The sequence below is a fragment of the Streptomyces sp. NPDC002809 genome, from assembly GCF_040295435.1.
GTDB lineage: Bacteria > Actinomycetota > Actinomycetes > Streptomycetales > Streptomycetaceae > Streptomyces.
The window spans coordinates 125,486-140,060 of sequence record NZ_JBEOVJ010000009.1; the positions used below are offsets into that span (position 1 = coordinate 125,486).

Sequence of the window (14,575 nt, forward strand, 5' to 3'; positions counted from 1 at the left end):
TCACAGCCGGTGCCAGTGCGGCGAGAGCGTGAGCCCAGGGCCCGCATCCTGCCGGGCGACGGACACGGCCCCGCCCTGCCCGCGTACCGCCACGACGACGCGACCGCGCCCGTCGAGGGCGAGTGCGGGGTCTCCGACGCACTCCTCGGTGGTGTCCGACCACCAGACGCCGCCCTGCTCCCCCTCGGTACCGCAGAGCCCGATCAACAGGGTGCCGCCCGCCCCGCGCTGCGCGAGAACCGTGCAGTCCTGACCGTCGAGCGCGGTGCGCAGGGCCACGACGGCGCCGTCCCCGGGCTGTCCGCCCACCGGCACGGGCCAGGCGCCCTCCCGGTAGGAGACGACCCCGGTCCCGTTCGCATCGGTCCAGTAGTAGGTGAGGCGGCCGGGCGCGGTCTCCAGCGCCGTCACCGACCCCTCCAGAGCGCGGAACGGCGAGGGCGGCGCGATCACCAGCGGGCCGTCCGGCTCACCCTGACGCCACTGCTGCGCCCCGTGATCGGTGGGCGCGAAGACCTCCACGAGCCCGCCCGAGGTCACCGACGGCACGATTTCGGCGGCGAGTCCGGAACCCTTGAGGTCCTGCCAGGCTCCCCACTTGCCGCTCTTCCCTTCGCGGCGCATCTGCAGTCCGCGACCCGCGTTGCGCGCGAAGACGAAGACCGCCCCCTGCGCGTCGATGGCGCCGGCCGGCACGCCGGCCTTCCGGCCCTCCTCCCGGTCACGGTGGAAGTTGCCGAGGGAGCGCCACGCGGTGACGGGACGGCCGGTCTGGTACTGGACGGCGTGCACGAAGTCCACGACGGGCCCGTCGGAACCGCCGCGCTCGCGCCGCCCGAGGAGGTGCACATACGAGTCGGCACCCTGAACGACGGTGAGGTCAGTCAGGTCCGCGATCGACACGAAGTCCGGTCCGTCCCACCGGTCCTCGCCCGGGCTCCGCTCCGTCCAGCGCAACAGGCCGCCGTCCGTGCGGGCGTAGAGCGTGAGCCTGCCGTCCTTGCCGAGCGGCATCCAGCGGCCACGCGGCGTACCGCAGACCTGGTGGTTCCCGGACGACGGGGCGAGAGGGCGGGCACTGCTCGCGGAGTCCGGTCCTCTTCTCCGCATGACCCGTGACACCCTCTCCGCTTCACCGGTTCTCCATCATGCCCACACAGGGCCGACAACATCATATGCTCAGCGCCGCGCCGCCCCGGCAGGTCGTCGACACTCCGCACCCCGTCGTTCACCGGCCTCGCACGCAGGGTGGACGGCATACGCCCCGCCGGAGCCGGCCGTCCGCGATCGGTCCGGTCGCGAACGGCCATCCGCTCGGGGACAAGTGCGGTGCAGGGGCCCGCCGTCCGCCGCATGGCGACGGACGGAACCGGTCAGAGCTCGCGCCACTGTTCGAAGCTCAGCCCCGGCCCGTCCGTCTGCCGCGCCACCCGCGGGGCGCCATCCGTACCGACCACCGCCATCACCACCCGCCCCTCGGCATCGTGGGTCAGGACCGGAGTGGTCAGGCAGGGCACACCGGTGTCGGACCACCACAGTCCGTCGGCCTCGTTCTCGGTCACCCCGACGCCGACGATCGCGCAGCCGTTCACGCCGCGGTGGGCCAGCACCGTGCAGTCGAAGCCGTCCAGAACCGTGCGGATCACGGCCTGCGGCCCGTCGCCCGGGGCGCCGCCGAGGGGCATGGGCCCTGCATCGGCACGGTAGGCGACGACACCGCCCGCCGGATCGGTCCCGTAGTACGTGGCACGGCCGGGAGCCGTCTCCAGTACGGCCAGCGAGCCGGGCCGCAGCGTGACCCCCAAGCGCTGGAACGCTCCCCAGCGTCCGCCGGGCTTCTCCTGCGGCCAGTGCAGCACGCCCTCGCCCGTCGTGGCGAGGACCGAGACGCATCCGGACCCGAGCGGGACCACGGCGGGTTCACCCTCGACGTCCTTGCCGTGCAGGACTCCCCAGATACCCCATTTGCCGCCGGGCATCTCCCGGCGCAACCTCATGGTGCCTTCCCCGTCGCGGACGACCACGTGCACCTCGCCCGGCCGGCTGACGGCGGCGACGGGCGCACCGACACCGACGCCCAGGTGGGCTTCCTTGTGCGGGTTGCCCAACGAGTGCCAGGCGGAAGGGGGGCGGCCCGTCTGGTACTGGATCGCGTGCACGATGTCGACAGCGACGCCGCCGTCCGCCGCGGTCTGTTCACGGCGGCCGACGAGGTGCACATAGGCCTCGGGGCTCTGTGTCACGGACAGATGCGTCAGGTGCGGTACCGGCACGACGTCCGGAGCGCCCCATCCAGGGCCTCCGGGACGGCTCTCGGTCCAGCGCCGCAGACCGCCCTCGCCGGGGACGTACGCGGTGAGCCTGCCGTCCTTCCCCCGGGTGAGCCAGATACCGCGGAGCGCCTCGGCTTCAGGCACGACCTTGGAGGCCGCACGGGCATCCTGTCCGGGCATGGTTCGCGATCACCTTTCCGAGAACTGACTTCCGACACCTCGTACAGTGTTTCGAAGCTGTCACATCCTAAAGCCCCGGCACGGACGCCTCCCCCGGGCCTCACCGGCATACGATCCGCCGCCGCGCACCGGCTCCGCCGGCCGGCCGCCGCGTCACAGTCGTGCCACGGACTTCGTACGTACACCAGAGCGACTGTCTATAGTGCTCACTCATCGGCAAAACGCGGACCGGCTCCACCCCCCACCCGAGTCCCACCCCATCACCTGCGCCCCGACCAGGCCATAAGTTGTGAGGACTCACTCAGGATGAGCCAAGACGCCATCACGCCCGAACACCAAAGCCCCCCGGAGAACCCTTCCCGCGGGCGCAAGCGTGTGCGGACACGGGGCCGGCGCATACGCCGGGCCATCCTGCTGTCCCTTCTGGTTCTCGTCATCGCGGCGGGCGGCACCGGCTACTGGCTGTACAGCCAACTGGACGGGAACATCAAGGGTGTCGACATCGACAAGGCTCTCGGAGACGACCGCCCCGAGAAGCTCCCGACCAGCGGACAGAACCTCCTGGTCCTCGGCTCGGACTCGCGCGCCGGAGCCGAGAACAAGGAACTGGGCGGCGGCGGCAGCGTCAGTGGAGCCCGCTCCGACACCGCGATGGTCGTGCACATCCCCGAGGGCCGCAGCAGGGCCGTCGCCGTCTCCATCCCGCGCGACACCCTGGTGACCCGGCCCGAGTGCACCAAGTCCGACGGGACCGTGGTGCCCTCCTCGGACCGCGAGATGTTCAACTCCGTCTACGCCCAGGTCGGTCCCGCCTGCGTGGTCAAGACCGTCGAGAAGATGTCCGGCGTACGCATCGACCACTACCTGGAGATCAACTTCGCCGGGTTCAAGGGGCTCGTGGACGCCATCGGCGGTGTCACCGTCGACGTCCCGCAGGACATCCACGACACGTCCTCCGGCCTCGACCTCACCGCCGGGCCCCACAAGCTCGACGGCACCCAGTCCCTCGCCTACGTCCGCACCCGGCACGGCATCGGCGACGGCAGCGACCTCGGCCGCATCGGCCTCCAGCAGCAGTTCCTGTTCGCCCTCCTCAGCGAGGTGAAGAAGCAGGACCTGCTGGGCAGTCCGACCAGCGCCTACAAGATCGCCAACTCCGCCACCAAGTCGCTGACGACCGATGAGGGCCTCGCCTCGCTCAAGTCGCTGACCGAGTTCGCCCGTTCGATGAACGGCGTCGACCCGGCCTCGATGGAGACCATCATGCTCCCCGTCGCCTACGACAAGATCGACCCGAACCGGGTGATCTCCGCGCAGCCGCAGGCCGGCATGCTCTGGAAGGCGATCCGCGAGGACGCCACGATCCCCGAGTCCGCGAAGAAGTCCCCCGCCACCGGCGGCTGACGGCACCCGCGGGCAGACCGGCCCCGCCGGCCCGGAAGGGCCGGCGGGGCCGTCGGCGTCACACCCTGGTGCGGTTCACCCGGCTGTGCCCGCGTCCGTACGCGAAGTAGATGATCACGCCGATGACCATCCAGATGCCGAACCGCAGCCACGTCTCCGCCGGCAGGTTGAGCATCAGCCAGACCGACGCGGCGACCGAGAGGACCGGGATCAGCGGAACCAACGGGGTGCGGAAGGCGCGGTGCAGGTCGGGGCGGGTGCGGCGCAGGACGATGACGCCCAGGGCGACGACCACGAAGGCGAACAGCGTGCCGATGTTCACCAGTGTCGCCAGCTCGTTGATGCTGGTGAAGCCCGCGATGACCGCGATGAGCACGCCGAGCAGGATCGTCGGGCGGTACGGGGTCCGGAACCGCGGATGCGTCTTCGAGAAGAACCGCGGGAGCAGGCCGTCGCGGCTCATCGCGAAGAACACCCGTGTCTGGCCCAGGAGCAGGATCATGCAGACCGTGGTGAGGCCGACGGCGGCGCCGAAGCTGATGACCCCGGCATAGAAGGGGTGCCCGACGGCCTTGAAGGCGTCGGCGAGCGGGGCGCTCACGGAAAGCTCGGTGTAATGCTGCATTCCGGTGACGACGATCGATACGGCGACGTAGAGCGTGGTGCAGATGAAGAGCGAGGCCATGATCCCGCGGGGCATGTCGCGCTGCGGGACCTTGGTCTCCTCGGCGGCCGTCGCCACGACGTCGAAGCCGATGAAGGCGAAGAAGACGACGGATGCGGCGGTGAAGATGCCCATGACGCCGAAGTTCGTGGGCTCGTATCCGAAGATCAGCTGGATCAGCGGGGCGTCCAGGCCCGATCCGGCGGGCTGGGGCTGGGCCTCGGGGATGAAGGGCGAGTAGTTCGCGGTGTCGATGAAGAAGAGCCCCGCGATGATCACGATCAGGACGACGGCCACCTTGATGGCCACCACCACCGTCGTGACCCGGGCGGAGAGCTTCATCCCGAGCACCAGGATGACGGTCAGCACCAGCACCAGGACGAAGGCGAGGACGTCGAAGCCGAATCCGTCCGACACATCGGGGCCGGACAGGGCGTCGGGCAGGTGCCATCCGGCGTTGTCCATCAGTGAGCGGACGTAGCCGGACCAGCCGACCGCCACCACCGCCGTACCCAGCGCGAACTCCAGGACCAGGTCCCAGCCGATGATCCAGGCGACCAGCTCGCCGAGCGAGGCGTAGGAGAAGGTGTACGCGGAGCCGGCCACCGGGACCGTGGAGGCGAATTCCGCATAGCAGAGCGCGGCCAGGGCACAGACGACACCCGCGACCACGAAGGCGATGGCGGTGGCGGGGCCCGCCGTCTCCTTGGCCACCTTGCCGGTGAGCACGAAGATTCCGGTTCCGATGATGACGCCCACCCCGAAGACCGTGAGGTCCAGGGCGGAGAGAGACTTCTTGAGGGCGTGCTCCGGCTCCTCGGTGTCGCGGATCGACTGTTCGACCGTCTTGGTCCTGAACAGTCCGTCTCCGCTGGGGGGCAGGTCCTGCTGGGTGCTCACCGGCGTACCTCCACGCACTCGTCGTGCACGCCATGATTCGGACCCGCCGAGCCCCCGACTGCCCGCAGCACGCCGCGCACGGCGGCATTTCACGCGAATGGGCCGGTCGGACCACCCGTACAGGGTGGGCGACCGGCCCAATCGGCCGTGCGGTGGTACGCGTCAGTCGCGGACCGGCTCCGCCACCGAGGTGCTCGCCGCGTCCGCGTCGTAACGGCCGTCGAGCTTGGCGACCAGACCGGTGACCTGGCGGGCGATGTCCGGCGCCGTCAGTCCGATCTCGGCCATGACCTCCTTGCGGGAGGCGTGGTCGAGGAAGACCGGCGGGATGCCGAAGTCGCGCAGCGGTACGTCGACGTCGGCGTCGCGCAGCGCCTGGGCGACGGCGGAGCCGACACCGCCGGCCCTGCTGTTGTCCTCGACGGTCACGACGACCCGGTGCTTCGCGGCGAGCGGGGCCATGGCCTCGTCCACGGGCTTGACCCAGCGCGGGTCGACGACGGTGGTCGAGATGCCCTGGGCGTCGAGCAGGTCCGCGATCTCCAGGCACATCGGGGCGAGCGCCCCGATGGAGACCAGCAGGACGTCCGGCCGGGTCGCGGCCGGCTCACGGAGCACGTCCATGCCGCCGACCGTGCCGACGGCCTTGACCGACGGGCCGACCGCGCCCTTGGAGAAGCGCACGACCGTCGGGGCGTCGTCGACCTCGACGGCCTCGCGCAGCTGGGCGCGGACCTGGTCGGCGTCGCGCGGGGCGGCGATCCGCAGCGTCGGCACGCACTGCAGGATCGACATGTCCCACATGCCGTTGTGCGAGGCGCCGTCCGTACCGGTGACCCCGGCCCGGTCGAGGACGAACGTCACACCGCACTTGTGCAGGGCGACGTCCATCAGGACCTGGTCGAAGGCGCGGTTGAGGAAGGTGGCGTACACCGCGAAGACGGGGTGCAGACCGCCGGTGGCGAGGCCCGCCGCGGAGACCGCGCCGTGCTGCTCGGCGATGCCGACGTCGTAGATCCGGTCCGGGAAGGCCTTCTCGAACTTGGTCAGACCGACCGGCTGGAGCATGGCCGCGGTGATCGCGACGATGTCCTCGCGCTCCTTGCCGAGCTTGACCATCTCCTCGCCGAAGACGGAGGTCCAGTCGAGACCCGAGGTGGCGACGGGCAGCCCGGTGTCGGGGTGGATCTTGCCGACGGCGTGGAAACGGTCGGCCTCGTCCAGCAGGGCCGGGGTGTAGCCGCGGCCCTTCTCGGTGAGGCAGTGCACGATGACGGGTCCGCCGAAGCGCTTGGCACGCTGGAGCGCGGACTCCAGGGCCTCCATGTCGTGGCCGTCGATCGGGCCGACGTACTTCAGGCCGAGGTCCTCGAACATGCCCTGCGGGGCGATGAAGTCCTTCAGGCCCTTCTTGGCGCCGTGCAGCGTCTCGTACAGCGGCTTCCCGACGACGGGGGTGCGCTCCAGGAGGTCCTTGCCGCGGGCCAGGAAGCGCTCGTAGCCGTCCGTGGTGCGCAGGGTCGCCAGGTGGTTGGCGAGGCCGCCGATGGTCGGGGCGTAGGAGCGCTCGTTGTCGTTGACGACGATGACGAGGGGGCGGTCCTTGGCGGCGGCGATGTTGTTCAGCGCCTCCCAGGCCATGCCGCCGGTGAGTGCGCCGTCACCGATGACCGCGACGACGTGGTCCTCCTTGCCCAGCACCTCGTTGGCCTTGGCGAGGCCGTCGGCCCAGCCGAGCACGGTGGAGGCGTGCGAGTTCTCGATGACGTCGTGCTCGGACTCGGCACGCGAGGGGTAGCCGGAGAGGCCGCCCTTGCTCTTGAGCTTCGAGAAGTCCTGGCGGCCGGTGAGGAGCTTGTGCACATAGCTCTGGTGGCCGGTGTCGAAGAGGACCTTGTCCTTCGGCGAGTCGAAGACCCGGTGCAGGGCGATGGTCAGCTCGACCACGCCGAGGTTGGGGCCGAGGTGTCCGCCGGTCTTGGAGACCGCGTCGACGAGGAAGGTCCGGATCTCTTCGGCCAGCTGGTCCAGCTGCTCCGGTGTGAGCCGGTCCAGATCGCGCGGTCCCGTGATGCGGGTCAGCAGCGCCACCCGTGCCTCCTTGCGTTGCGTTCTAGCCTGATCGAACTTCTGCCGGATCTCGTCGAGTCTAATGTTCCGGCCGCGAACGTGTTCATCGGGCGGTGCGTTGTGCGTCACCCGGGGGCGGGCGCGCAGGAGCGCCCGGCACCTGGATGCGGTGCCGGGCGCTCCTGCGGATCCGCGGTCAGGCGCGGCCCGCGGTCTTCTGGGTCTTGCGCGAGACCGAGTCGATGATCACGGCGATGAGGAGTACTCCACCGGTGATCATGTACTGGATCGCGTTCGACGACAGGTTCATCTGGTTGAGGCCCTGGACGATCGACTGGATGACCAGGATGCCCAGCAGCGCGGACCAGACCTTGCCGCGTCCGCCGAACAGGGACGTGCCGCCGATGACGGCTGCGGCGATGCACATCATGAGCTGGTTGCCGCCACCGAGCGAACGGTCGGCGCCGCCGGTCGCGGAGGCCAGGAAGAGACCGCCGACCGCACCGAGCGTGCCGGAGATCATGAACACCGAGATGCGGATCCAGGACACGTTGATACCGGCACGACGCGCTGCCTCGATGCCACCGCCGACCGCGAAGATCTGACGGCCGTAGGTGGTGCGGCGCAGAACGAAGTCGGTGATGACCAGGATCGCGAGGAAGATCACCAGGGAGAGCGGGAGGCCCTGCTCCTGGTTGAACGCGTACGCGGCGAGGAGGCTCAGGACGGCGAGCAGCACGGTGCGCAGGATGATCTCGCTCTGCGGGCGGTGCGGCAGCTCCGCGGCCCTGCGACGGCGCGAGTCGCGCAGCTGCGCGAGGTAGAAGGCGATGATCACGACCACGGCGAGACCGTAGGCGGCGGCGACGTCGGCGAAGTAGTAGCTGGTCAGGTCGCGGACGAAGCTGCCGAGCGGGGTGGTGATGGTGGACTTGTCGCCCATCACCCAGGTCTGCAGACCGGCCCAGCCCAGGAAGCCCGCCAGCGTCACGACGAACGCGGGCACGCCGATCTTGGCGAAGACGATGCCGTGGAAGGCACCGATGACCGTGCCGGACAGGATGCCGGCCACGATGGCGAGGCCGTCGGGCAGGTCCGTGCCGACCACGGCCCAGACGGCACCCGCGAGACCCGCGACGGAACCGACCGCGAGGTCGATCTCGCCGAGCAGCAGTACGAAGACGATGCCGACGGCCATGATGCCGGGGCCCGCCGCGTACAGCGTGATCTGGTCGAGGTTGTACGAGGTGAGGAAGTTGCCGGTCTCGAGCTGGAAGACGATCCCGATGATGATCAGGCCCACCACGACGGGCAGCGAGCCGATCTCGCCCGAGCGCACCTTGCGCTTGAACTCGGTCCAGTAGCCCTTGAAGCCCTGCTCACGGATGAGCAGGCGGGGGTCGACGACCTTGACGGCGCCGGCCGCTGCCGCGGGAGCCTCGGTGGCCTTTGCCTGGGCCGGGACCTCGGCGGCCGAAGTCTTGCTGCTCTTGCTCACTTGGATGCCTCCGCGCTGCGGGACTTGCGGCGGGTCACGGCGTTGTCCGTGGCGCCCGTGATCGCGGCGATGATTTCTTCGTGGCTGGTCGTCGCCACGGGGAAGATGCCGTTGTTGTGACCGAGTCGCAGCACGGCGACCTTGTCGGCGACAGCCTTCACGTCGGCCATGTTGTGGCTGATGAGGATGACACCGAGGTTCTGCTCGCGCAGCCGCTCCACCAGGTCGAGGACCTGTGCGGTCTGCTCGACGCCGAGGGCCGCGGTGGGCTCGTCCAGGATCACGATCTTGGGGTTGCCGACCAGGGCGCGGGCGATGGCCACGACCTGGCGCTGGCCGCCGGAGAGCGCGGCGACCGGGATACGGACGCTGGGGATACGGATGGAGAGCGTGGACAGGAGGTCCTGTGCCCGCTTCTCCATGGCGACCTCGTCGAGGACGCCGCCCTTCTTGATCTCGCGACCGAGGAAGAGGTTGGCGACGACGTCCAGGTTGTCGCAGAGCGCGAGGTCCTGGTAGACGGTGGCGACGCCGAGGTTCTGGGCGTCGTGCGGACGGCTGATGTCCACCTTCGCGCCCTCCCACTCGATGACGCCCTCATCGATGGGGTGCACGCCGGCGATCGTCTTGACCAGCGTGGACTTTCCTGCACCGTTGTCGCCGACCAGGGCGACCACTTCTCCGGCGTGGACTTCGAGATCGACACCGGAGAGGACCTGGACCGCTCCGAATCGCTTGAAGACTCCACGCAACGCCAGCACGGGCGTCTGTGACACGTGAACCATCTCCTTCGCCGCCTGACCGGCGGGGATGTGCCGCCTGACCGGCGGAGACGCCGCGCCACGAGCGGCAGCGTCGACGTACTGGAAGTACTGGGGGAAGAATGTCCGGCACCCGGCCGGCAGCGGGGTGTGGGCCGGCCGGGGCCGGACAGTCATGGGGCGGGCGGACCCCGCCGTGCGGGGCGGATCAAACCCGCACGCGCCAGGGCCTGTTGGCCCTGGCGCGAGGAGGGACTACTTGATGCCCAGTGCGGTGCACTTGGCGGCGATGTCCTTGACGCAGACATCGGCGGCCTTGTAGATGCCGTCCTTGATCACGGTGGACTCGATGTTGTCCTTGTTCACCACGGTCGGCTCGAGCAGCGTGGAGGGAACGCCGTCCGTCTTGCCCGCGGCGCCGATGTCCTTGCCCTGGAGCAGGTTGACGGCGAACTGGGCGGCCGTCGGGGCGAGCTGCTTCGGCGACTTGTAGATCGTGAAGGTCTGCGTACCGGCGATGAGGCGCTGGATGCCGGGGAGCTCGGCGTCCTGGCCACCCACCGGGATGTCCTTGATGCCGGCGTTGTCCAGGGACGTGATGATGCCGCCCGCCATGCCGTCGTTGGCGGAGTAGACGGCGTTGATCTTGCCCTTGCCGACCGAGGAGATCGCGGCGGTCATCTTCTCGCCGGCGATCTTCGGGTCCCACTCGCCGGACGCCTCGTAGGCGATCTTGACCTTGCCGTCGAGGGAGGCGTGGGCGCCCTTCTTGAACAGGCCGGCGTTCGGGTCCTTCTCGTCACCGTTGATCATGACGAGGTTGGAGTCGGCAGCCTTGGAGCCGAGGGCGTCGAGGATCGCCTGGCCCTGGAGCTTGCCGATCTTCTCGTTGTCGTGGCTGACGTAGGCGTCGGCACCGACGATGGCGCGGTCGTACGCGACGACCTTGACGCCCTTCTTGTGTGCGGCGTCGATCCACCCGGCGGACTTCTCGGAGTCGACCGAGGAGATCGCGATGACCTTGATGCCGTCGGCGATCTGCTGCTCGAACTGCTGCTTCTGCTGGCCGACGTCACCGGCCGCGTTGTTGTAGACAACCTCGCAGTCCGCGCAGTCCTTCTTGACCGCTTCGATGAACAGCGGCTTGTCCAGCGTCTCGTAGCGGGCGGTCTTGTTCTCCGGGAGGAGCAGACCGATCTTCGTCTTGCTGCCCGAGTCCGCGGAGTCCTTCTTGTCGTCGCCCGCCTTGCCACAAGCGGCGAGGGAGACGGCCATCGAAACTGCGGCCGTGCCTATGACGATGCGTCGCGTCATTGCGTTCATTGCGGGTTTGCCTCCCTGACGAGGCCGCAACGTTGCGGCCGAGGTGGGTTGGAGTCAACTCGGCCGCAGGCGTGGCGTCAAGGAGTAAATTCTTAACGAGATGACAACGGTGCCATTCGTTATCTAAGTGAAGGCAGGCGTCGCCGCAGGCAGGGTGCTCTCCAAAAGGGTTGAATCCCCCATCTCGTTCAGGACGAGGGCCAGCGCACCCAGCACCTCCGCCCGTCCGCCGAGGGCGCCGGGGAGCACCGAGAGCTGTCGTGCGGCGCTGGGGATGGCGTAGCGCGACACGGAGTCGCGGATGGGGCCGAGGACCAGCTCGCCCGCCTCCGCGAGCGAACCGCCGAGCACCACACGGCTCGGGTTGAGCAGATTGCAGAGGTTGGCCACCCCGCTGCCGATGTGCCGCCCGACGTCGCCGATCACCCGGCGGCAGCCCGGGTCGCCCTCGCGGGCCAGCTGGACCACCCGCTCCATGGTGAGATCGGGCCCGTGGCTGGACTGGAGCAGGGGCAGGACGTACCGCGCGGCCGTGAAGGTCTCCAGGCACCCGCGGTTGCCGCAGCGGCAGACAGGGCCCGATTCGTCGAGGGTGATGTGGCCGATCTCGCCGGCCGTGCCGCCCGGCCCCCGGTAGATGTGCCCGTCGATCACCAGACCGGCGCCGACACCGCTCGCGACCTTGATGTACGCGAGGTCGCGGACCCCGCGGCCGCTCCCCCACACCAGCTCGCCCAGGGCCCCGAGGTTGGCGTCGTTGTCGACGTACACCGGCACGCCGAGGCGTCCGGCGAGCTCGTCACTGGGGTTGATGCCCGTCCAGCCCGGCAGGATCGACGTGGAGCCCAGCGTGCCGGACTCGACGTCGATCGGGCCGGGAACACCGAGGCCCACCCCGATGACCTTGCCCGGGCTGATCCCGGTGGTCTCGATCAGCCGGTTGACCAGCTGTTCCGCCCGCCCGAAGCCCTCGGCGGACGAGGCATCCACGTCCAGCGGCTCGGACTCCTCGGCGAGCACCTGGTGGGCCAGGTTGCCGACCGCCACCCGCAGGTGCGTATGTCCGAAATCGACGCCGATGACGATGCCCGCGTCCCCGCTGAGCGAGACGCTGCGGGCCCGGCGGCCGCCGGCCGAGGTGGGGGTCACCTCGACGGTGCCGCCCTCCTTCAGTTCGCGAACGATATTGGAGACGGTGGCCGCGGAGAGGCCCGTACTCCTGGCGATCTCCGCCTGGGTGAGCGAGCCCGCCATACGTACGGCGCGCACGACCCGCTCAAGGTTGGCGCGATGCAGAGATGTCTGCGACCCCGGAGTCTCCATCGACTCTCTCACTCCTGCCATATTCTCCAACATGTGAACCCTAAGCTGAGCGTTTTGGGGCGCCCCCCGTCAAGACCTTGAGCAGTCGAAGCCTCGGATGAGCACCGAACCCCCTCTCGGCACGCTCCGCGAACTCCCCCGTACACAGACGAACCGCCCGCCGGCAGGGCTGCCGGCGGGCGGTTCGGTGGTTCCGTGGAGAAAGCGCTTGAGCTATTACTTCACCGCTCCCGCGGTCAGACCGGCCACGACCTGGCGCTGGAAGACGATGTAGGCCGCGAGGACCGGGAGCATCGCCATGACAAGGCCGGCGAAGAGTCCGGACCAGTCGCCCTTGTAGCCCTGGCTGTTGGCCAGTTCGACCAGCCCCTGGGAGAGCACCCGGTGGTCGGGGTCGCTGTTCAGCACCGTGGGCAGCATGTACTGGTTCCACTGCCCGAGGAAGTTGAAGATGCCGACGCTGATCAGACCCGGCTTCGCCATGGGCAGCATCACCTGGAAGAACGTCCGGGTGTGCGAGGCCCCGTCGAGCATCGCCGCCTCCGCCACCGAGCCCGGCAGCGTCCGGAAGAAGGAGGTGAGGAAGAAGACGGTGAACGGGAGCGAGTAGGCGATGTAGACCAGGATCAGTCCGTGCGTCGTGTTCAGGAGCCCCATGTTGTTCATGACGAAGAACAGGGGGACGAGCGCCAGGATGATCGGGAAGCTCATGCCGCCGATGAACAGGTAGTACACGAAGCGGTTGCCCGGGAAGTCGAACCGGGCCAGTACGTACGCCGCCATCGACCCGAGCAGCAGCGTGCCGATGAGCGAACCGCCCACCACCACGACCGTGTTCAAGAAGTATTCGCTCATGTGCGCCTGGCCCCAGGCGCGGGACCAGTTCTCGAAGTGGAGCTTGTCCGGCAGCGCCCAGGGCGTCGACAGGATCGAGTCGTCGGTCTTGAACGAGGTCATGATCGCCCAGAGCAGCGGCATGACCACCAGGATCGCCCAGATGATCAGCACACCGTGGGAGAAGACGTTGAGGATCCTGCCCTCGCCGCTCTTCTCCTTGGCGTCCGGTGCGGGCGCCTTGGACACGGGGGCCGGTTCCGTCACCGTGACCACGGGAGGGGTTTCAGTGGCCTTCACGTGTGCTCACCTCGTACTGTCGAGCCGGCCGCCGGGACCGGGCTGTCTTGCCTGCTGGGGATCCGGGCGACGTGTCCCGGGAAGCACAGCATCAGAACTCCAGCCGCTCGCGCCGGCCCAGGCGCATCACGATGGCGGCGAACACCATGGTGACGATGAGCAGCCCCACACCGATCGTGGTCGCGTATCCGGCCTGACCGTCGCGGAACGCCGTCTGGTAGACGTACAGCGGCAGGACCGAGGTCGCGTAGTCGGGGCCACCGGGGCCCACGGTCATGACCTGTACGGCCGTGAACGCCTCGACCCCGAGCGCCAGGATGCCCATGTAGACCCACCCCGACTGCACCGTGTCCCAGAGCAGCGGCAGGGTGATCCTGAAGAACGTCGTGACGCGGCTGGCCCCGTCCAGGAGCGCCGCCTCGTAGAAGTCCTTCGGAATGGACGCCATTCCGGCGGAGAAGAGGACGACGAAGAATCCGACCGTCGACCAGACCAGAACCACCATGACGCAGATGAGCGCCAGGTTCGGGTCACCCAGCCAGTCCGGCTGGATGGAGTCGAGTCCGACTCCCTTGAGCGCCGAATTCAGCATTCCACTGCGCGGGTTGTACGCGAACTGGAACAGCAGGGCGACGATGACGATCGAGAGCACCTGCGGGAAGAAATAGGCGATCTTGTAGAAACCCGAGCCCCGCACGCCGGAGACCGCGGCGTTCTTACGCCGCCGGCCTCCGACATTGAGCATGAAGGCGAAGAAGAGCGCGAGGCCCAGCGTCACCAACGGCAGCAACAGCACGAGCAGCACGCTGTGCTGCAGCGACTTCCAGAAAATGTCGTCCTTGAGCATCCTCGTGTAGTTGTCGAGGCCGACCATCTTGAAGTCCGGGCTCAGGCCGGTCCAGTCCGTGAACGAGTAGTAGATGGACTGGATGAACGGCCAGATGACGAAGACCGCATACAACGCCAGTGGGGCTACCAAGAACCCCACAATGAACCGGTACTTGCCGTGCTGCATCGTTTACCGACCCCGATCTTTCCGCGGGTG

11 protein-coding genes are annotated in these 14,575 nt (G+C 68.7%); 1 reads left to right on the forward strand and 10 read right to left on the reverse strand.

All coding sequences use genetic code 11. The features are described from left to right. Together ABT025_RS08720 and ABT025_RS08725 are read right to left on the reverse strand one after the other, a co-directional pair. Positions 1 to 1,110 carry a PLL family lectin gene (locus ABT025_RS08720; protein WP_350991393.1) on the reverse strand — a complete coding sequence of 370 codons (1,110 nt, stop codon included), beginning with the start codon at positions 1,108 to 1,110 and terminating at the stop codon, positions 1 to 3. A gap of 263 nt (positions 1,111 to 1,373) precedes the next feature. Further along, positions 1,374 to 2,453 carry a PLL family lectin gene (locus tag ABT025_RS08725; RefSeq protein ID WP_350991395.1) on the reverse strand — a complete coding sequence of 360 codons (1,080 nt, stop codon included), beginning with the start codon at positions 2,451 to 2,453 and terminating at the stop codon, positions 1,374 to 1,376. A 306-nt stretch (positions 2,454 to 2,759) separates the two neighbouring features. Between ABT025_RS08725 and ABT025_RS08730 the strand changes: the two genes are divergently transcribed. Beyond that, positions 2,760 to 3,857: an LCP family protein gene (locus ABT025_RS08730; protein ID WP_350991397.1), complete on the forward strand. Its 1,098-nt coding sequence runs from the start codon at positions 2,760 to 2,762 to the stop codon at positions 3,855 to 3,857. Between the two features lie 58 nt (positions 3,858 to 3,915). Here the strand turns inward: ABT025_RS08730 and ABT025_RS08735 are convergent, their stop codons facing one another. From ABT025_RS08735 to ABT025_RS08770, 8 genes are all read right to left on the reverse strand, one after another. Beyond that, positions 3,916 to 5,421, reverse strand: a complete 1,506-nt coding sequence (locus ABT025_RS08735; RefSeq protein ID WP_350991399.1) for an amino acid permease — start codon at positions 5,419 to 5,421, stop codon at positions 3,916 to 3,918. A gap of 162 nt (positions 5,422 to 5,583) precedes the next feature. Further along, positions 5,584 to 7,512 carry a 1-deoxy-D-xylulose-5-phosphate synthase gene (gene dxs / locus ABT025_RS08740; RefSeq protein WP_350991401.1) on the reverse strand — a complete coding sequence of 643 codons (1,929 nt, stop codon included), beginning with the start codon at positions 7,510 to 7,512 and terminating at the stop codon, positions 5,584 to 5,586. 175 nt (positions 7,513 to 7,687) lie between these two features. After that, a complete protein-coding gene (locus tag ABT025_RS08745; protein WP_350991403.1) occupies positions 7,688 to 8,989 on the reverse strand; it encodes a sugar ABC transporter permease in 1,302 nt (433 codons plus the stop codon). Further along, positions 8,986 to 9,774 (reverse strand): ATP-binding cassette domain-containing protein, encoded by a 789-nt coding sequence (locus ABT025_RS08750; RefSeq protein WP_078622658.1) that lies wholly within the window; start codon positions 9,772 to 9,774, stop codon positions 8,986 to 8,988. Before ABT025_RS08750 ends, ABT025_RS08745 begins: the two co-directional genes overlap by 4 nt. A 231-nt stretch (positions 9,775 to 10,005) precedes the next feature. Then, positions 10,006 to 11,073, reverse strand: a complete 1,068-nt coding sequence (locus ABT025_RS08755) for a sugar ABC transporter substrate-binding protein (protein ID WP_502971906.1) — start codon at positions 11,071 to 11,073, stop codon at positions 10,006 to 10,008. Between the two features lie 123 nt (positions 11,074 to 11,196). Continuing rightward, positions 11,197 to 12,396, reverse strand: coding sequence for an ROK family transcriptional regulator (locus tag ABT025_RS08760; protein WP_350991406.1), 1,200 nt, complete (start codon positions 12,394 to 12,396; stop codon positions 11,197 to 11,199). A gap of 216 nt (positions 12,397 to 12,612) precedes the next feature. Then, positions 12,613 to 13,530, reverse strand: coding sequence for a carbohydrate ABC transporter permease (locus ABT025_RS08765; RefSeq protein WP_350991408.1), 918 nt, complete (start codon positions 13,528 to 13,530; stop codon positions 12,613 to 12,615). A 91-nt stretch (positions 13,531 to 13,621) separates the two neighbouring features. After that, positions 13,622 to 14,545: a carbohydrate ABC transporter permease gene (locus ABT025_RS08770; RefSeq protein WP_350991410.1), complete on the reverse strand. Its 924-nt coding sequence runs from the start codon at positions 14,543 to 14,545 to the stop codon at positions 13,622 to 13,624. Positions 14,546 to 14,575 lie beyond the last annotated feature (30 nt).

Bases quoted from the DNA above. Each gene is read 5' to 3' on its own strand.
- ABT025_RS08730 (WP_350991397.1), top strand. From the start codon at position 2,760: ATGAGCCAAGACGCCATCACGCCCGAACACCAAAGCCCCCCGGAGAAC.
- ABT025_RS08750 (WP_078622658.1), bottom strand. From the start codon at position 9,774: ATGGTTCACGTGTCACAGACGCCCGTGCTGGCGTTGCGTGGAGTCTTC.
- ABT025_RS08755 (WP_502971906.1), bottom strand. From the start codon at position 11,073: ATGAACGCAATGACGCGACGCATCGTCATAGGCACGGCCGCAGTTTCG.
- ABT025_RS08725 (WP_350991395.1), bottom strand. From the start codon at position 2,453: ATGCCCGGACAGGATGCCCGTGCGGCCTCCAAGGTCGTGCCTGAAGCC.
- ABT025_RS08720 (WP_350991393.1), bottom strand. From the start codon at position 1,110: ATGCGGAGAAGAGGACCGGACTCCGCGAGCAGTGCCCGCCCTCTCGCC.
- ABT025_RS08760 (WP_350991406.1), bottom strand. From the start codon at position 12,396: ATGGAGACTCCGGGGTCGCAGACATCTCTGCATCGCGCCAACCTTGAG.
- ABT025_RS08770 (WP_350991410.1), bottom strand. From the start codon at position 14,545: ATGCAGCACGGCAAGTACCGGTTCATTGTGGGGTTCTTGGTAGCCCCA.